Source organism: Sorangium sp. KYC3313 (assembly GCF_052075895.1).
In the GTDB taxonomy this organism is placed as follows: Bacteria; Myxococcota_A; Polyangia; order Polyangiales; family Polyangiaceae; genus Sorangium; species Sorangium cellulosum_B.
Window position 1 is genome coordinate 3552914 of record NZ_CP197255.1, and the last position, 21328, is coordinate 3574241.

Consider the following 21328-nt stretch of genomic DNA (forward strand, 5'->3'; position numbering starts at 1 on the left):
ATCGACGAGGGGCGCGGGTGGGGCGAGGAAGGTAGCTCACCCAGCGGGCGGGCGACCCTGATTTGCCACAAACCGCCAGCGCGGTGGATGAAAACACACCCGCGGGGCGATCGGGGCCCCGCGGCGGCGCTGTTGCCAGCGCGCGGCGCTCGCTCAGGGCGTCGCGGAGGCGCGCGTCAGCCTGTCCCGCACCGCGTCCCACGCGGGACCCTCGGGGACGGCGGCGATGACGATCACGTCGCAGCCGGCGTCCTCGAGCCGGTGCAATGCGGCGTAGAGCGCCGCGGCGTAGCCGGCGGGATCGCCGGGGAGGAGCTCGGCGTGCGGCCCTGTCGCGGTGCGGCTGCCGTGCTCGACGGCGCCTGCGCGCGACCCGGCCCGCGCGGCGCGATCGAGCGCGCCGCGGACGTCCTGTGCGGGGACCAGCGCGACCTGCGCGCGGGGGGCGTAATGGCGCGCGTGGGTCCCCGGGGACGGGGCGCGCTCGGCCGGGGCAGTGATCAGCCCGGCGGTCGTCTGGAGCGGCGCGAGCGGCACGAGCGCGGCGATCGCCTCGGCCGTGACGTGCCCCGGGCGGAGCACCCGCGCGGGCGAGCGCGTGACGTCGACGATGGTGGACTCGATGCCGACGGCGGTCGGCCCGCCGTCGAGGATCGCGTCGATGCGCCCGCCGAGGCTCTTCTCGACGTGCTCGGCGGTGGTCGGCGAGATCTCGGTGGAGCGGTTGGCGCTCGGCGCGGCGATCGGCAGCCCGACCGCGTCGAGCAGGGCGCGCGCGACCGGGTGGACGGGGATGCGGATCGCGACCGTCGGCCCGCCGGCGGCGACCACGTCGGCGACGCGGTCGGCCCGGCGCGCGACGATGAGGGTGAGGGGCCCCGGCCACATGGCGTGCGCGAGCCGCTCCGCGTCCGGCGGCCAGCCGTCCGCGAGGGCGCGGGCGGACGCGACATCGGGGACGTGGACGATCAGCGGGTTGCCGGGCGGCCTCCCCTTCGCCTCGAAGATGCCGCGCGCCGCGCGCGCGTCGTCGGCGCGCGCGCCGAGGCCGTACACGGTCTCCGTGGGGAAGGCGACGAGCCCCCCGCGGCGGAGGATCTCGGCGGCCCGCGCGATGGATGCCGCGTCAGCGGCGAGCCGCTCGGTTCGCATGCGCCGCGGTCCATGTTGCCCGGGCGCGCGGGAGGCAAACGAAAAGCGATCCCCTCCGGCCGCCCGTTTGGATGCCCCCGCGAGGTCGCGACCTGGGGCGGAGGCTGTTCGCGAGCCGGCGGCGAGGTCGCGACCTGGGGCGGAGGCTGTTCGCGAGCCGGCGGCGAGGTCGCGACCTGGGGCGGAGGCTGTTCGCGAGCCGGCGGCGAGGTCGCGACCTGGGCACTTGTATGAAAAGATCCATTTCCTCAGATCGGGACCTGTCTCCGGGGCCGAAAAGATCCTCCGCGATAGGTCGTGACCTATCCGCGGCCTCGCAAACGAGCGCCGGCGCTGGTCGTGACCTTTGGTACAGGTCTTTTCTCGACGTGCACGCGCCAAGGGCGCCGTATCAATCGTACAGATCCACTGGCGCCGTCGGTGCGCTCGTATCGGAAGGGTGGGCAGCTCGCGTCGTCTTGGAGCTCCAGCCACCGGTCCTCCGGGCGTACTGGTTCCACTCACCAGGAGTCCGGCGAGGGATGGGGAGAGAGATTTCAACGCAACGTCGCAAAGGCGCAAAGCCGCAAAAAGAACAAATTTCGTACATCCTTGCGTCTTTGCGCACTTGACGATTTGAAAGCAAAGCTGGACAGCTGCACGTAATGCCGCACAGCCGGGCCAGGCGCCGGCCAGCTTGCGGCAACGCGTGCTGCCCTCTTCATGCGGGGCTGCGCTGACGTGCCCGGCGCGCCACGGAGCTCGCCGCGCTCACGGCGCTGCGGCGCGGCCGAGGGAGCGGCCGTCGCCGTCGGCGTCGATCCAGAGCGGCGCCGTCATCGCGAACGGGAGGATCTCGCCCGGGTCCCCCGCGAGCACCGGCTCGAGCGGGCGCCGCCCCCGGACGATCGCGACGACGAAGGTGTCCTCGGCGACGGAGATCGCGCCGTGCGCGCTCTGCCCGGGCCCGCGGTCGCCGAGCGCTGCGCCGGCGCGGGCGTCGGGCCGTGGCGGTCGTCGCCCGCCGCCGGCCCCGAGGACGACGGGGATCGCGATCTCGTCGAGGAGCGCGCCCGCGGGCGTCGTGCGCACGCCTTCCAGCGGGATCGGCGCGCCGCTCGCGACGCCGCCGACGAGCACCTGGAGCTCGCGCGCGTCGACCCACGGGGCGCGCTCGACGCGGATCGAGAGCGACAGCGGCCCGCCACGGGACCCGCGCCGCGCCGAGGCGACGCCGCCCTGGCGGGTGTCGCCGAGGCGCATCGTCACGAACGGCCCGTTCGTGATCACGACGTCGCGACGGCGCCGCAGGCCCGCGACGAGATCGGCCACGTCGAGCCGGCCCGGATCATCGTCGGCCACGGCGACGTAGGTGCGCGGGGTACCCGCCTCCGCGCCGCGCAGCCCGTGGCTGTCGCTGGTCGCCGTCGGCGTGACCGGGTGGGACGCGCGGAGCAACGCCCAGAGATCCTCGAGCGCGCGGTCCCGCGCGGCCGCGTCGCGCCCGGTCCAGACCTCGACGGCATCGGCGCCGTCACCGACGATCTGCGCGAGCAGGCTCGGGCCCGGATCCGGCGCGGCCTGCGGCGCCCCGGATCCGTGCAGCGGCGAGCCGCCGCCGTGCTGTCGGCTCACCTGGACGACGCGCTCGCCGGGCAGGGCGCGCACCTCGCGCAGGATCTCGCTCGCCGTCTCGTCGACCCACCGCAGCGCGCCCTCGCGGGGCGCGGCCGCCTCCCCGCCGAGCGGGAACACGCTGAGGCTCCCGAGCCCGGCGCCGCTCCGGCCGCTCGTGAGCTCCACGCCCGGGAGCGCGCGCAGCCGGGTCTCGAGCCGCAGGGCGGCGACGTCCCGCTGGAGATCCGAGGCGAGGTTGTGCTCGCTCGCCACCGCGCACTCCACGCCTTCCGCCGCGTTCCAGGCGAGCCGCGCGGCCGAGGAGACGCCCGCGTCGGCGCTCCGCGCCGTGTGCTGCCGGAGGTCGCAGGCGATGTAGCCCGACGTGTCGACCACCCGCTCCAGCGTGAGATCGAGCCGCGACGTCCCGCCGTCCGCGATGTCGACCGTCGCCTCGGCGAGCGCGTACTCGGGGCCATGCGATGCGACGACGCGGACTCGCCCGGGGGGAAGGGCGACATCGAGCTCGCCCATGAGCGCGAGCCGGGGCGGCGAGAGGGCCTCGCCGGTCGCGGCGTCGAAGAGGCTGACCCTCGCCGGCGCGAGCGGACCGAGGGGATCGGGGGCCGCGGCGGGCACCGAGGCGCCGCCCTCGTGCACCGAGAGGTAGAGCCGGCCGGCGCCGGACAGCGTGAGCCGCGCGGGGGCGATCTCGCCGGCGCGGATCCGGATCCGCGCGCTCCCCAGCGCGCGGCGGCCGCTCCCTTCGAAGCCGACGAGGTAGAGGCCGGGCGGCGCCTCGGCGGCGAGCGGCGCGCCGTCGCCGGTCCGCAGCCACAGATCGAGCGCGGCGGCGGGCGGCGCGGCGCCGTCCTCGGCGATCGGCGTCAGCGTCGCCTTGCCGGCGAGGGGCGGGAGCGGCGCGCCGCGGCCGTCCACGAGCTCGAGCGCGACGCCGCCGGGCGCGCCGCCGCCGAGGAAGAAGAGCTCCGTCTCGACGGCGAGCGAGTCGCCGCGCGGCGCGATCGCGAGGATCCGCTGGTACGCGGCGCGCCCGCCGGGCGGCAGCGCGGCCTGCCGAGCGAACGTCGCGTCGCTGAAGCCTTCGCCGCTCCGCGCGCGGACCGCCGCGCCGCCCACCGGGGCGAGCGCGTACGCGACGCCGGCCCCGACGCCGGCCAGGTACGGCGCCTCGTGCTCGCCGCGGAGCCCGGGCGCCGCGCCGGGCGCGACGTGCTCCGCCGCGCCCCAGTGGACGACGTCGCCGAGGTCGAGCGCCTCGAGCGGGCGGTCGCCGTCGTTCCGGAGCGACGTCGTGATCAGGACCGCCCGGTCGCGCGGCCGGAGCGTGTAGCGGGTGGTGACGGAGAGCGCGCCGCCGGCGAGATCGCGCCCGCGCACCGCGCCGCGCGCCTCGATCCAGGCGGCGCCGTCCTCGCCGCCGCCCGTCGTGATGTCGCGGTAGATCACCTGCCGCGGCGGCGCGCCGAGCCGCGTGACGAGCTGCCCGAGCTCGTCGCGGCGCGCCCGCGCGTCCGCCGCGTCGATGAGGTTGCCGCCGCTCTCGGCGAGGCCAGCCCCGGGGCCGGGCTGGTCGACGACCACGGCGATCTCGTCGTTCTCGAGCACGTAGTCGCCGGGCCGCCCCGCCGCGAGCGGACCGGAGAGCGCGTCCGCGGGCCCCGTGATCCGCCGGACGCGCGCCGGCCGCGCGGCGCCGCCGTCCCTCGGGCAGAGATCGCCCTGCTCCGCGCCGCCGCGGCCCCACCGGCAGAGCATGCCGAGGCGCTCGACAGCGCCGGACGACACGACGACGCTGCCGCCCTGCACGGGCGGCGCGCAGGTCGCCGGCGCGAGCGCGAGCACGAAGAGGCGCGCCGCGCGGAGGGCGCGGCGCGCCGCGCGCCCTGCGGGGCTTCCGGGGGGGCGGGGGCACTCGGGCGAGCGGGTCATCGATCCTCTTCCGACTCCGATGCGCGGCCGCGGCGCGCCTTGGGTCAGGAGCGCTCGGTGGCGAGGACGAAGAGGGCGGCGAGCCCCAGGCCGACGCCGAGCGCGCGGCGCGCGGTGAACACCTCGCCGAAGAGCAGCGGCGCGAAGAGCGCGGCGATCGCGATGCCGCCGGCGAACACGATCGGCCCCGTCGCGGTCACCGGACCGCCGATGCGGAGCGCCATGAAGGTGAGCGTCGCGACGCCGCTGATGCACAGGCCGGCGGCGCAGGCCCAGAGCACCCCCTGGGCCGACGGAGGCGTCTCCGCGCCAGGGCGGATGAGGAAGAAGACGAGGATCCCGATGGCCGCGGTGCCCTCGAGGCACAGCGCGCCAAGGGCGTCTCCGACCCGGCCTGCCGCCGCGCGCAGCATCAGGTAGTGACCGGCCATGCAGAGCGCGGCGAGGAGGGCAGGGACGTACCAGGCGGACATGTCGCGCGTCGCAGCCTACTCGTCGTCCGCCATCTCCGGGTAGTCGCCGGGCGCGAGGTTGTCGAACCGGGTGCACGAGGAGGTGAACCGCGTGAGCACCTTGCCCGTCGGCCCGTTGCGCTGCTTGGCGACGATGAGCTCGGCGATGCCTTTGTGGTTGGTCGTCTCCGGGTTGTAGTACTCGTCACGGTAAATGAAGATGATGTTGTCGGCGTCCTGCTCGATCGCGCCCGACTCGCGGAGGTCCGACAGCTGAGGGCGCTTGTCCTTGGTGGTCCGGGTCTCGACGGCGCGGTTCAGCTGGGAGAGCGCGATGACCGCCACCTTGAGCTCCTTCGCGAGCTGCTTGAGCCCGCGGGAGATCTCGCTGATCTCCTGCTCGCGGCTGCTCACGCCGTCCCGCCCCTTCATGAGCTGCAGGTAGTCGATGACGATGAGCCCGATGCGCCGCCCCGAGCTGCCGTCGCTGGGCGGCCGGTCGTACTCGGCCTGGATGCGCCGCACCTTGGCGCGCAGCTCGAGGAGGGAGATGGCCGGCGTGTCGTCGATCCAGATGGGCAGGGTGGACAGGAACGAGGCGGCCTCCGTCAGGCGCCGCCAGTCGTCGGGCTGCAGGAAGCCCTGGCGGAGCTTGCCGACGTCGACGCGGCCCTCGCTGCAGACCATACGTGTCGCGAGCTGCTCGCGGGGCATCTCGAGCGAGAAGACGGCGGCGCCGAAGCCGGGGTCGTGCCGCTCGACGCCGTGCCCCGACTGGTCGGGCCCCGGGGAGCTCACGGTGCGCGGCGACGCCACGTTCACGGCGAGGTTCAGGACGAAGGACGTCTTGCCCATGCCGGGGCGGGCGGCGATGATCGAGAGGTCGCCGTCGTGCAGGCCGGCCGTCTTGGCGTCGAGCTTCTCGTACCCGGTCGAGATGCCGGTGATCCGGTCGCCGCGCTCGGCGGCGGCGGTGATCTGCTCGAACGCGGCCTTGAGCACCTGGGCGATCGGCTGGGTCGCCGTCCCCTGGGGCGTGCGCGCGAGCTGGTAGACCGCCTGCTCCGCGCCGTCGATGTACTCCTGCACCACCCCGACGTCGCCGTAGCCCTCGGCCGCGACGCGCTGGCACGTGGCGATGAGCTGCCGCACGCGCCACTTCTCGTAGACGACCCGCGCGTGCGCCGCGACGTGCGCGACCGCGGGCGTCGCGTCCGCGAGCTGGGCGAGGTACGCCGCGCCGCCCACCTGGACGAGGCGCTCCCGGTCGCGCAGCCACGACGCGACCGAGACGATGTCGATGGGCGTGCCGGCGGCCGCGAGCTCCTGCGCGGCCTCATAGACGCGGCTGTTCGCCTCGCTGTAGAAGTGGTCCGCTTTCAGGATCTCGAGCACCCGATCGAGCGCGTCGCGGTGCAGCAGGATGGCGGAGAGCACCGCCGCCTCGGCGTCGAGGTCGTGCGGCGGCACGCGTCCGGCGACGATGGGAGGTTCGATCCTCTGAGGCCGCTGGCCGCGGCGCTCCATCATTCTCATCATCCGTGCTTCTCCTCCCCACCGATTCCCCCCATCCCGCCCCGAGCTTTTCCACAGGTGCCGAAATGGGCGACGCCCCGGAGGGGAAACGTTCCTCCGGGGCGTCGGGTGCAGGGTCGATTTCCGTCTACCAGAACATGGGCAGCGCTGAGAAGGGTTTCTGTTTGCATTGCAGTGAGCGTTCGTGCGGTCGGCATCCCAATGCAGGTTTCACGTCGAGGGGGCGCTCTTCCATGATCAGAGGCACGATCGGAGGCATGATCGGAGGCAGGCGCGGCGGCTTGCTCGGGCGCTTTCGCGGAGGCCTCGGCGGCGATCGCCGCCGAGGGGCCTCGCGGCGAGGCGCCGCCGGCGGCGAGGTATGGAAATTGAGCAACCCCGGTCTCATCGCCATTTCTTTTCGAGCTTGACTCAGCTGCGATGACGCTTCGCGCCTCGGCGTGAGCCATCGCGGGGAGCCGCCATTGTGGATCACAAAACACGCCATACAAGGATTGAGCCCGCCGAGGTGGTCTGCGTCGGTGAAGCGCTGTGGGATCTCTATGCGCCCGAAGGCATTCCGCTCGAGCAAGCGAAATTGCTGCGCCGTGTGCCGGGGGGCGGGGCGGTGAACACCGCGACGGCGCTCGTCCGGCTCGGGATACGCTCGGGGCTGTGCGCCGCGCTGGGCGACGACGCGATGGGGCGCGGGCTGAGGGACGAGGTCGCGGCGGCCGGCATCGACGTGGGACGGCTCTCGCTGAGCGCGGCGCGCACAGGCCTCATGCTCGTGGCGATCGAGCGCGGCGAGGCGCGCTTCGCCGGGTACAGGCAGGGCGAGAGCGAGGCGCAGGCGCTCGCTGCAGCGCTGCCGGAACGATGGCAGACCCGGGTCGTGCACTTCACCGGGATCGCGCCGGTGCGCGGGGCGAGCGGCGCGCTCGCGCGGGCGGCCGCGAGCGCTCGCCGCGAAGGGTGCGCCGTCGTGGTCGACGTCAACGCGCGCCCGCGGATGTGGCCGCGCGCCGCGCGCGCCGCGTCCGTTGCCGGCGCGGAGGCCGGCGCCGCGCCGGTTTCCGGCGCAGGCGTGCGCGGCTGCTTCCGCCTGTTCGGGCAGGCGGACCTCGTGAAGTGCAGCGCAGGCGATCTCGACGTGCTGGGGACGACGGCGCGCGCGCTCCGCGAGCGCCTCCGCCCCGAGGCGACGCTGGTCGTCACCGATGGCGCGCGGGAGACGCTCCTGCTCGGCCCCGGGGGCGAGCGCGCCGTCGCGCCGCGCCCTGTGCGTCCGCACGATCCGACGGGCGCGGGCGACGCCTTCTGCGCCGGGATGCTGGCGAGCCTCGTCTGGGAGGAGCGAGCGCGGTGGGGGGACGCGGCGCTCATGCTGCGCGCGGTGACGCGGGGGCACGACGTCGCGCGGGCGTGGGTGAGGCGGAAGCGCGGCTGAGGGGGCGCGGGGGCGCGGCCCAAGGGAGCGCGCGGGTGCGGCCGAAGGAGGCGCGGCCCAAGGGAGCGCGCGGGTGCGGCCCAAGAGGGCGCGCGGGTGCGGCTGGAGAGAGGGGAGGGGAAGCGCGGGAGCGCGGGTCGAGCCGCGCTCCCTGGCGCTGCGCTACTTGGCGGCGACCGTGACCTCGACCGACGCCGTGATGGACGGGGCGAGGCGGATCACGACGGGGTGGGCGCCGAGCGACTTGATCGCGTCGGTCTCGATGCGGCGCCGGTCGACGCTGAAGCCCTGCGCGGCGAGCGCCTCTTCGATGTCGCGCGCCGTGACCGAGCCGTACAGCTTGTCGCCCTCGCCGACCGGGCGGCTGATCGTGAGCTTGACCTGGTTGAGCTTGGCCGCGAGCTGCTCCGCCTCGGAGCGCGTCTTGGCGGCGCGCGACTCGGCGACCCGCTTCTCGTGCTCGATGCGGGACACGTTCTCGGCGGTGGCGCCCACCGCGAGGCCGCGCGGGATGAGGTAGTTGCGCGCGAAGCCGGGGCGAACCTTCACGAGCTCGCCGCTCTTGCCGACGTTGTGGAGGTCCTCCGTGAGGACCACATGGATGTGGGTTGCCATGATCGACCTCCTACGCCGTGACGGTGAACGGCAAGAGCGCGATGTTGCGCGCGCGCTTGATCGAGAGGGTCACCTTGCGCTGGTGGCGCGCGCAGTTGCCGCTGATGCGGCGCGGGACGACCTTGCCGCGCTCCGAGATGAAGTACTTGAGCGCCTGCGGGTCCTTGTAGTCGATGATCAGCGCCTTGTCCGCGCAGTAGCGGCAGACGCGCTTCCGGCCCGTGCGGCGGCGCCCGGGGGCGTCGGCGTTCAGGTCGGGCGTGCGCCCGAAGTCGCGATCGTCGTAGTCAGCGCCGCCGTTGCGGCCCATGTCACTGTTGCGGCCGTTCATAGCTCAGCTCTCCTCCTCGTCGGCGGCGCCTTCCGCCTCAGCCTCTTCGGCATCGTCGAGATCGCCCGCCGGGGCCTGCTCGGAGCTCCGGTCGATGCGGCGCTCCGGCTCGATCAGGCCGAGCTGGCGCTCGCGCGAATCGTCGCGGTCGTCCTCCAGCGGCGTGAGCTCGAGGCGCTCGAACTTCACGTCCTCGTCGGCGATCGTGACGCCCTCGACCTCGACGTCGTTGCGCACGAGCACCGTCTGGTACTTCAGCACGCCGTCGGAGAGGCGCAGGTTGCGCTCGATCTCGGAGACGACCTTCCCGCCCCCGAGGTACTTCAGGTACACGTAAACGCCGCGGCGGTGCTTGGCGATGTCGTACGCGAGGCGGCGACGCCCCCACGTCTCGACCTTGGTCAGCCGGCCCGACTCGCGGCCGACGACCTCGGCGAGGCGCGACCCGATCCGCTCGGCGCCGTCGGCGTCGATGTCGGGTCGCAGGATGTAGATCGTTTCGTACTCTCTGGCGCGCCCGGGCGCCGTTACCTGTCGGCTCATTCAGTCTTCCCTCTCGGCCAATGGCCCCGGGGCGGTGCCCCGGAGCGAGGAAAGGAACAGCCTGTCGAGCGACGCACCGGCGAGCTCGGCAGGCTGTCCCGTAGAGGATCAGGGCTTCTGCGTCGGGGGGAGGGGACCCTTCCCTTCCTTCGCGGCAGGGGCTGGATCCGTCGACCCATCCCCCTCGCCCTTCTGCCTCTTGCCCGGCTTGGGCCGGGTGTTTCGGACGTTCATCGCGGCCTCGAAGCCGCGGGCGGCGACTTCTAGCACACTTTGGACAGCTTGCTTCAAGCAGTCGGGCAGGCTCGCGCGCTCGACGGCGTCGAACCCCGACAGGACGTAATCCGCGACCTCGCCCCGGAAACCCGCCGGAGGCCGTCCTACCCCGAGGCGGACGCGCCCGAAGTCGCCCGTCCCGCCGTGCGAGATGATCGAGCGCAGCCCGTTGTGCCCCGCGTGCCCGCCGCCGACCTTGAGGCGAACCGTGCCGAACGGCAGGTCGAGCTCGTCGTGGAGCACGATCAGCTCGGAGGGCGCGACCTTGAAGAAGGCCATCGCCGGCTGCACGCTGCGCCCCGACTCGTTCATGTAGGTCATCGGCTTGAGCAGGATCGCCTGCTGTCCGGCGATCTCTGCCCGCGCGTGGACGCCCGAGAACTTCTCGCGGAACGGATCCGCCCGGACCTCGTCGGCCAGCGCGTCGATGGCCATGAAGCCGACGTTGTGCCGGTGAGCAGCGTATTCCTTGCCGGGGTTCCCCAGGCCGACCACGAGCAGCATGACGAGCGGGTTCTGCTGAGTCCCTGGAATTGAACAGGCGAGGCAGGCGAGGCAGGTGAGCGCGGGGCAGGGCGGGCCGCGCGCGCCTCGCGGTGCGGAGGCGCGAGGCGGCCCGCTCCCGGGTTACTTCTTGTCCTTCTTGTCGCCGCCCGCGGCGGCAGCGCCCTTCGCGGGGGCAGCGGCGCCGGCGGCCGGCGCAGCGGCCGCGGCCGGCGCGCCGGCGGCGGGCTTCGCCTCTTCCTCGGGGCCAGCCTTCTCGGGCGCGTTGACGACGGCGATCGTCTGGTCGTCCGCGAGGAGCGTCTTCACGCCCTCCGGCAGCGTCAGCCCGCTGGCCTTGTACGAGTCGCCCAGGTCGAGCTCGGTCACGTCGATCTCGACGAACGACGGGATCTTCTCCGGCAGGCAGCGCACGGGGATCGTGCGGAAGATCTGCTGGAGCACGCCGCCGGTGACCACGCCCTTCGGCTTGCCCACGCAGCGGAAGGGGATCTGCACGTCGACGGGCTGGTCGAGCTTCACCTGGATGAAGTCGGCGTGGACGAGCTCCCGCGAGATGGGGTGGTAGTCGTAGTCGCGCACCATGACGGTGAGCGTCTGGCCGTTCTCGATGGCCAGCTCGACCACGGAGTTCTTGCCGTGGTCGGAGCCGAGCACCTGAAGGAGCGCCTTCGGCGAGATGGCGACCGACTGCGGCGCGAGCTCGCGCCCGTAGGCGATGGCGGGAATCTGTCCGGCGCGGCGCAGGCGGCTCGACGCGCTCTTGCCGCTATCCTCGCGCCTCGTGGCGTTGAGCTTGATGATGTCCATGACGACGGCTCCAGAAGTGATCCGGGGGTCCGCGGTGCGCGGTTCCGCCCCGGCGTAGGGTGCGGCGCTATAGCAGAACGGAGAAGAGAAAGTCGAACCTTCGTCGCCGGAGGGCGCGTTTTATGTCTTTTGTGCGTTCTTTGGTGTGTCCTGGCGAGGGGGCGCGGGCGACCTGCGTCGCCGGTGCGTCCCGCCGCCGAACGCGCGCGGCCGGTCAGACGAAGAGCGAGCTCACCGAGTCCGAGTGATGGATGCGGCGGATCGCCTCGGCGAGCAGCCGCGCCACCGAGACGACCTTGAATTTACCGGAGGCCCTCGCCTCGTCCGAGAGCGGGATCGAGTTCGTCACCACGACCTCGGTGAGGGGCGAGTCCTTGATGCGCTCGACCGCCGGCCCGGACAGGACCGGGTGCGTGGCGCAGGCGGCGACGCTCCTGGCGCCCTGCTTCATCAGGGCGTTGGCGGCGTTCACCAGGGTGCCGGCGGTGTCGATGAGGTCGTCGAGGATGAGGCAGTTCTTGCCGGCCACCTCGCCGATGATGTTCATGACCTCGCTCTCGTTCGCCCGCTCGCGGCGCTTGTCGATGATCGCGAGCGTGCCCTGGAGGCGCTTCGAGTAGGCGCGGGCCCGCTCCACGCCGCCCGCGTCCGGGGAGACGATGACCACGTCCTTGCCGTAGTGCTCGCGGAGGTGGTGCTCCAGCAGCGCCGGCATCGCGAACAGGTGGTCGAACGGGATGTTGAAGAACCCCTGGATCTGCCCGGCGTGCAGGTCGAGCGCGACGATCCGGTTCACCCCGGCGGCGACGATGAGGTCGGCGACGAGCTTCGAGGTGATCGGCGTCCGCGGCGCGACCTTCCGGTCCTGCCTGGCATAGCCGTAGTAGGGGATGACCGCCGTGATGGATCCGGCCGAGGCGCGGCGGAGCGCGTCGACCATGATCAGGAGCTCCATCACGCTGTCGTTGACCGGCGAGCAGGTGGGCTGGACGACGTAGGTGTCGACGCCTCGGACGTTCTCCTGGATGACGCAGAACGTCTCGCCGTCCGAGAAGCGCGACACGCGCGACTTCCCCATCGGTTGCTCCAGGACCTGACATATTTCCTGGGTAAGCGGGAAATTGGCGTTGCCGGAGAAGATACTGACTCTCTTGAACACGGCGCGCCTCCAGCCCATTTCGGGGAGCGCGGCTCTATCAGTCGGCCATGGGCACGTCAAGCGACTCTGTACAGCGATCGCTTGGCTGTACGTGCGTATCGTGACCGGCGGCGCCGGCTCTCACCTGCGTTCTCGCCTGCGTCCACCCGCATTTCGTTCGGCGCTGCTTCGGGTTAGGTAGCGGCCGTGGAGTCTTTCGCCGCCGCCGCTTCGGGGCAGGGCGGGCGCGCCGCGGCCGGGCCGCGGGGCAGCCTGGTGATCATCGGCAATTTCGACGGCGTTCATCTGGGGCACCAGGCGCTGCTCGCCGACGCGGCGCTGGACGCGGAGCGGCGGGGGCTCGAGCCGGTGGCGCTCACGTTCGCCCCGCACCCCGCGAGCGTCCTCGGCCGGACCCCGCCGGCGACGCTGACGGCGCTGCCGCGCAAGATCGAGCTCATCCAGCGCGTGCAGCCGGCGATCCGGGTCGACGCGGTGACGTTCGACCGGGCGTTCGCGGCGCAGACGCCGGAGGAGTTCGTGCGGCGCGTGCTGCTCGATCGGCTCGCGGCGCGCGTCGTCCTGGTCGGCGCGAACTTCCGGTTCGGCCGCGGGCGCGCCGGCGACTTCACGACGCTCGGGCGCCTCGGCGAGGATCTCGGCTTCGAGACGCGATCGCACCCGCTCGTGGGCGACGCCGAGGGGGCGTGGTCGAGCACCCGCGTCCGAGCGGCCCTCGCGCGCGGGGATCTCGAGTCGGCCGAGCGGATGCTGTCGCGCCCGCACATGCTGTCCGGCGTCGTCGCGCAGGGGGCGAGGCGGGGCCGGACGATCGGCTTCCCCACCTGCAACATCGACGAGATCGAGGAGGCGCTCCCGCCGTTCGGCGTGTACGCGACGCTCGTCGATCGGGTGACCTCGTCGGGCCGCGCGATCGCGCTCGCGCGCGGCGTGGCCAACCTGGGCGTCCGCCCGACGGTCGAGGCGTCGAGGCAGGCGCGCCCGAACCTCGAGGTGCACCTCTTCGACGTCGACGAGGATCTCTACGGCGCGGCGCTGCGCGTGCACCTGATCGCCCGGCTGCGCGAGGAGCGGCGGTTCTCCGGCCTGCCGGAGCTCAAGGCGCAGATCGCGCGGGACGCCGAGGCGGCGCGCGCGCGGCTCGCGTCGATCAGCGCGGATCCGGCGGCGGAGGGGGCGTTTCGCTGAGCGGTCCGGCGAGGGTGAGCGAGCGTCGGATGTGGTAGCGTCGGCGGCGATGGAGCGCCGGGAGCTCGACGGGCTGACGCGGGAGGAGCTGATAGCGCGCGCCGAGGGGCTCGGGGTGCCCCGGCCGCGCCTGCTCACGAAGGTCGAGCTCATCGACGAGATCGTGGCGCGCACCGCGCAGAGCGAGCCGGAGCGGGCCCGCCTCCGCGGCTTCCTCGGGCGGGCGCGCGATCTGCTCTCGCGCGTGGTCGAGCGGGGCCTGCACATGCCGGAGGCCGCGCGCGCGCTGCGCGGCGAGGCGCCGCCGGAGCAGTGGCCGCCGCCCCCGCCCCCGCCGCCGCCGCGGTCCACCACGACGCTCGCCGAGATCTATGCGTCCCAGGGGCACACGGACCGGGCCATCGCGATGCTCGACGAGATCCTCGCGCGAGCGCCGGAGGACGAGGGCGCGCGGCGGCTCCGGGAGAGGCTGATCGAGAGCGCGGCACGCGGGCAGGGGGCAGGCGCGGAAGCGCGGGACGCGGAGGACGCGGACGCGGAGGATGCGGAGGACGCGGACGCGGAGGATGCGGGCGCGGAGGACGCGGACGCAGCCGCCGAGGGGGCGGGCGCAGCCGCCGAGGGGGCGGGCGCAGCCGCCGAGGGGGCGGGCGCAGCCGCCGAGGATGCGGAGAGCGCCGCCGCGGAGGCTTCTCCTGCTCCGTTCGCGCGAGACGATGGCGCGACCGAGCCACGCGGGGCCGCCATCGCGAGCGAACACCAGGGGGAGCCCGGGCCCGTTGCCGGAGCGCCTGGCGGCGTTCCGGTGCAGCCTCCGCGAGATCCTTCGCCTGCAGGCGCCGGAGCGACGGCGTCGCCCGTCGCCGCAGGGGTGGCGCTGGATCTTGCGGCGGCCTTGCGCGACGAGCGGGCGGAGCTCCCGGCGCGGTATGACCTCGACGAGATCGTCGGCATCGCGGTCGATCACGAGACGATCTACCTCTACTGGGAAGTGCGTCCCAGGACGCTCGCGCGAGCGCGGGCGCGTCGCCCGGAAGGACAGCTCGCGATCCGCGTCGTCGCGGTGCTCCCGAGCTGGGAGCGGCCCGTGGTCGAGCAGCGGGATCTCGCCATCGACGCGCTCTTCGGGGACATGTTCGTGCGCGACATCCCGTCCGGCGCGAACCTCCGTATGTGCACGGGCTGGCTCGCCGGCGAGGTGTTCGAGCCTTTCGCGGTCGGCCTCGAGGTCGCTGTGCCACGCGCGTTGCCGGCTTCGCCGAGATCGTCCTCCGAGGAGCCACCGGCCTCTGCGCCAGCGCTGACGGGTGAGACCTCGGAGGAGCCACCAGCCTCTGCGCCAGCGCTGGCGGGCGGGACCTCGGAGGAGCCACCGGCCTCTGCGCCGGAGCTGACGAGCGAGATCCCGCCGGGCAGCCCCGCTGCGGCGATGAACGTCGCGGAGCGGCACCTCGAGGGCGGCGCCGGCGATGCGGCGTCCCCGGCGCTGATCGCCGCGGTGACGGCGTCACCGCCGATTGCCGGGGCCAGCGGAGAGCACGGCGAGCCTGTCGTCGTGGTCGGCGCGAGCGGAGGCTCGGCGACCACGGCGCTTCCGGCGTCGAGCGCGCCGGTCGCCGGCGGTGACGCAGATGTCGAGGTGGCCGCGGCGGCGGTCGTCACCGGCAGCGACGTGGCGCCTGCTGCGCCGGCCGCGATCCGCGGCGTGGCCGCGGAGGCAGTCCGGGCGGCCGCGCCTCACGGCCTCGAAGCGGTCGCGGCTGGGCGCAGCGCGACGCTCGTCGCGGAGCCGACGCTCGCGTTGCCCGACCAGGCGCCGGGGCGCTTCTCCTCGGGAACGGCGCCGACGCCGGAGGCGATCGCTCAGGCGGTCGCGGCGACCCGCGGCGCGGCGAGCGAGGGACCAGCCCGCTTCCCGTCAGGAACGGCGCCGACGCCGGAGGCGATCGCGCAGGCGGTCGCGGCGACCCGCGGCGGTTCGAGCGAGCTGCTCCGAGGAGGCGGCGGGAGCGCGGGACCTCACGCCAGCGAGGCGCTCCGGCGCACGAGCGCGGAGCGGGGCCTCTCGCCGGGCGGCGGGCCGCGCCTCGGCGCCGATCGGGTCCGATCCCTTGGCGGTGGAGCGGAGCTCTGGCGGAGCTTCGCCACCCGGGCGCGCCCGCCTTCCCGGGGCCGCTGAGCGACCTGGTTGACCCGCCGCACGCAACTCGCGACGGGCGGCGGTCGACCCACCTCGCGTGCACCCGAACCACCGATCCGTCGCAAGCTCCGCTCTCTTCCTCCTCCTCCTCGCCGCGCTCGCCTGCGCCCTGTTCACGCGGCAGGCGCGCGCCGAGCTCCCCCTCGACGACGAGCCCACGGCGCTCGACCCGCGCGTGGACCGCCTCGACACCGCGCCCCACGAGCTCTGGGCTGCGTCCCCGGGCAGCGCGCGGCCGCTCTGGCTCGCGGTGGAGCTCGGGGTCGCCCGGCTCGAAGGGGGCGAGCGCTCCCTCACCGGCATGCTGCTCGCGAGCATCCCCCTCGGGCGGCTATCCGCCCGCCCAGGCGCGCCGTCTCCACCGTCCGCCGTCGCCGAACCTGCGGCGCCTCGGCTGAAGCCTGCCCCGGCGACCCCGAGCCCGCCGCGCGCGGCGCCCGAGATCGAGCCCCCGGGGCCGCCTCCGCCCGCGCAGCCAGCCGAGGCCGAGCCGCCGCTCCCGCTGCCGGTCCGGGTCACGCCGGCGATGGCCCGCGCGATCGTCGAGGCGGCGCTGCGGCGATCCCGCCTCCTCGATCCCGAGGCGCGCATCGACGCGATCGCGTCGCGCGCGCGGACGTCGTCGCTCTTCCCGGAGCTCCGGCTCCGCGTCTCCCGGCTCGTCGACGAAGCGGAGAGCCTGGCCCCCACGGAGTACGATCCGTCGCGAAGGACGGCGTCCGGCGGCACGAGCCTGTGGCTCGAGGCGCGCGCGACGTGGCGGCTCGACCGGATCGTCTTCGCCGACGAGGAGATCGCGCTGGAGCGCCTCCGCCGCGAGCGCGCCGAGCTGCAAACGAAGCTCACGGCGCGCGTCCTCGAGCTGCTGTTCGCGTGGCAGCGCGCCGTCGCGCTCGCGGCCGATCCGGGCCAGAGCCCCGAGGAGCACCGCGCCGCGACGCTCGCGGCGCTCGAGGCGGAGGCGTCCCTCGACCTGCTCACCGGCGGCTGGATGACGCGCTGGCGCGCTGCGCGCGAGTGAGCCCGCGCGCCTCCGCCCGCGCAGGGCGCCCGCGCGCTACAGGATGGTCTGCGAGAGCGTCACCGCGCGCTTGCCGGTACCGGCGTCTCCGTCGGGATCGGTCACCGTCACCCCGATCTCCACGACCTTCCCGAGCAGCTCCTCGATCTTCCGCTCGCCATCCAGCCGGAACCGCAGCCCGGCGAGCTTGCAGAAGCCGCCTTCGTCGGGATCCAGGGTGAAGATGACCTCGAGCGGCTCGATCGCATAGCCGAGCTCGGGCACGATGCCGTTCACCAGGGTGAGCGAGCCGGATCGGCGCAGGTTCTTGAGCCGGATGGCGACGAAGATGTGGTAGCCGCCTTGAGGTCCAGCCTCCACCTGGATCTCGTCGAGGTCATCGAGCGGGAAGTAGTCGGCCTGCCCCTCCCCGACGATGACGACCGGCTCGCCCCCGGCGGCCGGCTTGCAGAGGTCCGGCTCCGCGCCCGCGTTCCACGAGGTGCTGTAGGGATCGAGCTGCCGGGGATCCACGTCGGGGGCGCTGCAGCCGCCGGCCACGCAGGTCTGAGGGGCCGGGCAAGTGGCCGCCCCGGGCGCGACGACGCACTCCCGCTCGAGGCGCACCCGCAGCAGCAGCGTGCGGCCGCCGATCACCCGGGTCGACGCGGTGCGGGTGAGCAGCGGCCTCTCGGCGTCGTTCGCTCCGAACGCCTCCAGGGAGATCTCCACGGCCGTGCCATCCTCGAGATCGCTGAAGAAGAACTCCCGCGGGAAGAACAGCTGCCCGTTCTTCTGCGCCAGCGCGTCCTCGTGGACCACGTCTCCGCCGGCCCGCAGGACGACGCGCAGCAGGTCGATGTCGGCGCCCGCGCGGAGCTCGCTCGTCACCCCGATCACCACGGTCCCGGTGGTGGGCCTCGAAGCGCCGCAGCCCGCGACGAGCAGGGCGCAGAGCGCGAGGGCGGCGAGCAGGAAGGTGCGCATGTTCGTGGCGGCCTGGCCGCGAGGGGCGCGGCGCCCGTCGCTCCCTCCTCGCGGCGTTCGGTCGTCCTGGGCCATGCCGACGGCGTGTGCGGCGCGCTGCTGCCAGGCGCAGCGCGCTACTGGATGCCTTCGAGCGCGGCCAGGAACACGTCCGGGCCGACGAAGTCGTTGAAGCGCTTCCGCTCGGCGCCGGTGGAGTCGTACAGCACCACCGTGGGCAGGCCGACGACCTTGTACTTGCCCTTCACCGCGTCGATCTGCGGATCCTCGTCGTCCGTCGCGTCGACCTTCACCGCGACGAAGTGCGCCGCCTTGGCCATGACACGGGGATCCGAGAAGGTCTCCTTCGCGAGCTGCTTGCAGGCGCCGCACCACTCCGCGGTGAAGTCCACGAGCAGCGGGCGCCCTTCCGCCTTCGCCTTGGAGACGGCCACCGGCTCCTCGTGCAGCCACGTGAGCTGCGGCGACACGACCTCGCCGGCCACCGCCGACGGGACGGGCGAGGCGAGCCTTGGCAGATCCAGGCTCGCGACGAGCAGGAAGCTGCTGGCCACCGTGAGCGCGATCCCGACCCCCTTGCGGGCCTTCACGCCGGCGCCGCCGTCGTCCCAGGAGAGGTGAACCGCGCCGAGCGCGAGGCCGACCGCGACGAGGCCCGCCATGATGGCCATGAACTGCGGCGTGGGCTGCGCGAGCGACGACAGCGCCGGGAAGGTCGTCTTCAGGAAATAGAGCGCGACGACCATCATCACGATCCCGAAGAACGACTTCACCCCCAGCATCCACTTGCCGCCCTTCGGCAGCGCGAACGCGAACGCGCCAACGAGCCAGAACGGCAGGCCGAGCCCGAGGGAGAAGGTGGCGCCGACCAGCGCGCCGAGGCCGACATTCTGGGTCTTCCCGATCCAGAGAATGATGCCCGTGAGGACGGGCCCGGTGCACGGCGCGGCGACGAGGCCGCTCACGAGACCGAGCAGGAAGGCGCCGCCGTAGCCGATGCCCCCGACCTGCGAGAGCCGCTGCATCAGGGTGTCCGGCAGCGTCATCTCGAACGCGCCGAACATGGACAGCGAGAGCGCGATGAACACCGCCGCGATGCCGACGATGACCCACCTGTTCGAGAGCACGCCGCCGAACAGGCTGCCCGTGAGCGCCGCGGCCACGAGCATCGTCGTGAAGAGCACGACGATCCCGAGCACGAAGCTCGTCGAGAGCAGCATCGCCTCGCGCCGGGACTTCGCCTCCCGCGCCCCGAAGATGCTCACCGTGATGGCGATCATCGGGTACACGCAGGGGGTCAGGCACGTGAGCAGCCCGCCCCCGAGCGCGGCGAGCGCGGCGAAGAGCGGGCCGGCCTCCAGACCGCGGGTGAAGAGATCGCGCTGATCATCGGCCAGCGCGAGCGCCGGGGACGCGAGCGTGGCGAGCGCGACCAGCGCCGGGAGCGCGCGTCCGAGCGCGCCGCGCCCGCCACGTCGGACACCCGCCGGCGCGGCGCCGGCGCTTGCCTTGAAACGAGTCGAAGCGGTCATCACGAAGGTTCTATAGCAAAGCGATCGGGGTCGTGCGGCGGGCCGCCGTCCGTTCAGGCCGGCATCAGCGTTCCGCGAGGGACGCGAGCGTCCGGCGCGCCGCCTCGATCTCCGCGCCGAGCGCGATCGCGACCGCGGCCCTGCCCGAGGTGCTCCGCTGTACGAAGGCTTCCAGGTATTTCTTGGCCTCGTCCCAGCGCCGGTCGAAGTAGGCCATCTGCCCGAGCACGAACCGGCCGTACCCCTGGCCTGCCGGCACCTCCGAGAGCCGATCGATCAGCGCGCCGAGCCCCTCCACCGGCTTGCCGCTCTCGCACTGCACGACGGCGAGGTGCCCCTGGTAGAGCGGCTTGTCCCGCGTGCCCCAGCGCGCCGCGCGCGTGAGCGCGCCGATCGCCTCGTCGTACCGGCGCGCCAGGTGATACACGCTGCCCAGCGTCCACCAGTGGAACGCCCTCCGGCTCGCCGGCCCCGTGCGCGCCGCCAGCCGGAGGTGCCCGACGGCCCCCTCGATGTCCCCGAGGGCCTGCTTCGCGCGCGCCGCGTCCTGGTGGGCGACGTCGCTCAGCACGCCGAGCGCCAGGATCTGCTCCGCGACCTCGGCTGCCCGCTCGAAGCGGCGTGTCTCGAAATACGCGAGGTAGAGCTGCCGCAGCAGCATGGCCTGCGTCGTCCTGTCGAGCGGCCCCCGGAGCGACAGGCCCCGCCGCGCCCAGATGGCGCGCGAGCGCGGGGTCGCCGCGCCCAGCGCGCGCCGCAACATCTCCTCCGCGCTCAGCGCCGCCGCGGGCGCGCGCCGTCGCGGCGCCTTGCTCGGCCGTTTCTCTCGTGGAGCCTTGGGGCCAGCGTCATCCCCGCTACCCGCAACGGGCTGCGCCGTCGCTTTCGTGCGTCGCCGCGTACCCCCGGAGCCCGTACGGACGGATCGAGCGCCGCCCACGCTGTCACCGTGCTCGCTCGCCTTGCGCACAGAAAGCAATCCTAACAGACCTGCACACGCGTTCCAGCAATACGCGACGTTTCCATCTTGACTCGGGCCAGCTGGCTGGCAGGTGGCCGGTCGTGGGCGACGGCGGGGGCCGGCAGGGGTTGGCCGTGCGCCAGTACGGGCTGTCGGCTTCGGCTGGACCTTGTTGCGCCCCATCGAGCGTGGCGCCATCGTCGCGGCCATGCGTCGCCGTCCTGGCTCAACTTCCCTTCAAGGGAGGCGGTATTCCGTCTCCACGGTCTCCCTCAACCTGGGTCGGGTCCTCAACCTGGGTCGGGTCCTCAACCTGGGTCGGGTCCTCAACCTGGGTCGGGTCCTCAACCTGGGTCGGGTCCTCAACCTGGGTCGGGTCCTCAACCTGGGTCGGGTCCTCAACCTGGGTCGGGTCCTCAACCTGGGTCGGGTCCTCAGGCTCGCGCCATGCTTGGCCTTGCTCGCCGGCCTGCCGCTCCTGGCCGGGTGCGGGCACCCGGCGAGCCGCGACGAGTGCGAGGCCATCTTCCGGAGGAGCGCCGAGATCGAGCTCCGCGCGCAGAACGTCGTCGACCCGAAGATCGTCGAGGAGCGCACGGCGGCGGTGCGGGACGCCCGCGGCAAGGAGCTCATCGACAGGTGCGTCGGGCGCCGCATCACCGATGCGGCGATGGTGTGCGTCCGGCAGGCAACGACCCCGGAGCAAGTCGATGAGTGCCTGGAATGACGCGCCCCGCGACCCGCGCCGACGTCCTGGCAACCCTGGCGATCGTCCTGCTGGTGCTCGGTATCCTTGTGGGGCGCGCCGCGCTCCGCCGCGCCGCTCCACGCCCGTCCGCCGAGGCATGCGCCGCGCTCCTCGATCGGTACGTCGAGCTCGTCCTGCGCGCGGCCAACCCCGAGCCCGCTGCGTCCCAGGTGGCCGAGAGGACCGCGATGGCGCGCGCGACCGCCGGAGAGCGCGGCTTCGCCCGCTGCGAGGCCGACCTCACGCAGGCCGAGGTGGCGTGCGCCCTCCAGGCGGGAACTGCGGACGACCTGGAGCGCTGTCTGCCCTGACGCGACCCGCGCGCGGTCCGCGGAGGACCAGCCCCGACATGCTCC

19 protein-coding genes are annotated in these 21328 nt (G+C 73.6%); 6 read left to right on the forward strand and 13 right to left on the reverse strand.

Annotated elements, in window-relative coordinates:
- Positions 1-153: 153 nt before the first annotated feature.
- The 4 genes from ACSRUE_RS13845 to dnaB all read right to left on the reverse strand — a co-directional run bounded on the left by ACSRUE_RS13845 (position 154) and on the right by dnaB (position 6692).
- A complete protein-coding gene (locus ACSRUE_RS13845) occupies positions 154-1152 on the reverse strand; it encodes an L-threonylcarbamoyladenylate synthase (RefSeq protein WP_441291394.1) in 999 nt (332 codons plus the stop codon).
- A 750-nt stretch (positions 1153-1902) separates the two neighbouring features.
- Positions 1903-4701 (reverse strand): CehA/McbA family metallohydrolase, encoded by a 2799-nt coding sequence (locus ACSRUE_RS13850; RefSeq protein WP_441291395.1) that lies wholly within the window; start codon positions 4699-4701, stop codon positions 1903-1905.
- 44 nt (positions 4702-4745) lie between these two features.
- Positions 4746-5174 (reverse strand): hypothetical protein, encoded by a 429-nt coding sequence (locus tag ACSRUE_RS13855; protein WP_441291396.1) that lies wholly within the window; start codon positions 5172-5174, stop codon positions 4746-4748.
- Between the two features lie 15 nt (positions 5175-5189).
- Complete coding sequence (dnaB, locus tag ACSRUE_RS13860) at positions 5190-6692, reverse strand: replicative DNA helicase (RefSeq protein ID WP_441291397.1); 1503 nt, start codon at positions 6690-6692, stop codon at positions 5190-5192.
- A gap of 505 nt (positions 6693-7197) precedes the next feature.
- Here dnaB and ACSRUE_RS13865 point away from each other — a divergent pair.
- Positions 7198-8118: a PfkB family carbohydrate kinase gene (locus ACSRUE_RS13865; protein ID WP_441291398.1), complete on the forward strand. Its 921-nt coding sequence runs from the start codon at positions 7198-7200 to the stop codon at positions 8116-8118.
- 162 nt (positions 8119-8280) lie between these two features.
- Here the strand turns inward: ACSRUE_RS13865 and rplI are convergent, their stop codons facing one another.
- From rplI to ACSRUE_RS13895, 6 genes are all read right to left on the reverse strand, one after another.
- Positions 8281-8733, reverse strand: a complete 453-nt coding sequence (rplI, locus tag ACSRUE_RS13870) for a 50S ribosomal protein L9 (protein ID WP_441291399.1) — start codon at positions 8731-8733, stop codon at positions 8281-8283.
- A gap of 10 nt (positions 8734-8743) precedes the next feature.
- A complete protein-coding gene (gene rpsR / locus ACSRUE_RS13875; protein WP_437587596.1) occupies positions 8744-9064 on the reverse strand; it encodes a 30S ribosomal protein S18 in 321 nt (106 codons plus the stop codon).
- 3 nt (positions 9065-9067) lie between these two features.
- Complete coding sequence (gene rpsF / locus ACSRUE_RS13880; RefSeq protein WP_437544729.1) at positions 9068-9607, reverse strand: 30S ribosomal protein S6; 540 nt, start codon at positions 9605-9607, stop codon at positions 9068-9070.
- Between the two features lie 108 nt (positions 9608-9715).
- Positions 9716-10387, reverse strand: a complete 672-nt coding sequence (gene pth / locus ACSRUE_RS13885; RefSeq protein WP_437294707.1) for an aminoacyl-tRNA hydrolase — start codon at positions 10385-10387, stop codon at positions 9716-9718.
- Between the two features lie 123 nt (positions 10388-10510).
- Positions 10511-11197: a 50S ribosomal protein L25/general stress protein Ctc gene (locus tag ACSRUE_RS13890; protein ID WP_437764626.1), complete on the reverse strand. Its 687-nt coding sequence runs from the start codon at positions 11195-11197 to the stop codon at positions 10511-10513.
- A gap of 214 nt (positions 11198-11411) precedes the next feature.
- The gene (locus tag ACSRUE_RS13895) at positions 11412-12374 is read right to left on the reverse strand and encodes a ribose-phosphate pyrophosphokinase (RefSeq protein WP_437764627.1); all 963 of its coding nucleotides are present in this window, start codon (positions 12372-12374) and stop codon (positions 11412-11414) included.
- Positions 12375-12542: 168 nt separating this feature from the next.
- On the opposite strand from ACSRUE_RS13895, the gene ribF reads away from it, so the two are divergent.
- Genes ribF through ACSRUE_RS13910 form a run of 3 tightly spaced genes read left to right on the forward strand, consistent with a single transcriptional unit; the run spans position 12543 to position 16765 of the window.
- Complete coding sequence (gene ribF, locus ACSRUE_RS13900; protein WP_437741234.1) at positions 12543-13544, forward strand: riboflavin biosynthesis protein RibF; 1002 nt, start codon at positions 12543-12545, stop codon at positions 13542-13544.
- Between the two features lie 49 nt (positions 13545-13593).
- Entirely contained in the window at positions 13594-15723 is a 2130-nt protein-coding gene (locus ACSRUE_RS13905; protein ID WP_441291400.1) for a hypothetical protein, read from the forward strand.
- A 58-nt stretch (positions 15724-15781) separates the two neighbouring features.
- On the forward strand, positions 15782-16765 hold the full coding sequence (locus tag ACSRUE_RS13910) for a hypothetical protein (protein WP_441291401.1): 984 nt from the start codon (positions 15782-15784) through the stop codon (positions 16763-16765).
- 36 nt (positions 16766-16801) lie between these two features.
- Here the strand turns inward: ACSRUE_RS13910 and ACSRUE_RS13915 are convergent, their stop codons facing one another.
- The 3 genes from ACSRUE_RS13915 to ACSRUE_RS13925 all read right to left on the reverse strand — a co-directional run bounded on the left by ACSRUE_RS13915 (position 16802) and on the right by ACSRUE_RS13925 (position 20026).
- Complete coding sequence (locus tag ACSRUE_RS13915; protein WP_441291402.1) at positions 16802-17731, reverse strand: hypothetical protein; 930 nt, start codon at positions 17729-17731, stop codon at positions 16802-16804.
- Between the two features lie 116 nt (positions 17732-17847).
- A complete protein-coding gene (locus ACSRUE_RS13920; protein WP_437764631.1) occupies positions 17848-19263 on the reverse strand; it encodes a protein-disulfide reductase DsbD family protein in 1416 nt (471 codons plus the stop codon).
- 64 nt (positions 19264-19327) lie between these two features.
- Complete coding sequence (locus tag ACSRUE_RS13925) at positions 19328-20026, reverse strand: tetratricopeptide repeat protein (protein WP_441291403.1); 699 nt, start codon at positions 20024-20026, stop codon at positions 19328-19330.
- A 406-nt stretch (positions 20027-20432) separates the two neighbouring features.
- Here ACSRUE_RS13925 and ACSRUE_RS13930 point away from each other — a divergent pair, with 406 nt between their 5' ends.
- Positions 20433-20951: a hypothetical protein gene (locus ACSRUE_RS13930; protein ID WP_441291404.1), complete on the forward strand. Its 519-nt coding sequence runs from the start codon at positions 20433-20435 to the stop codon at positions 20949-20951.
- A complete protein-coding gene (locus ACSRUE_RS13935; protein ID WP_437764634.1) occupies positions 20948-21283 on the forward strand; it encodes a hypothetical protein in 336 nt (111 codons plus the stop codon). The genes ACSRUE_RS13930 and ACSRUE_RS13935 overlap by 4 nt, the downstream gene beginning before the upstream one ends.
- Positions 21284-21328: the final 45 nt, after the last annotated feature.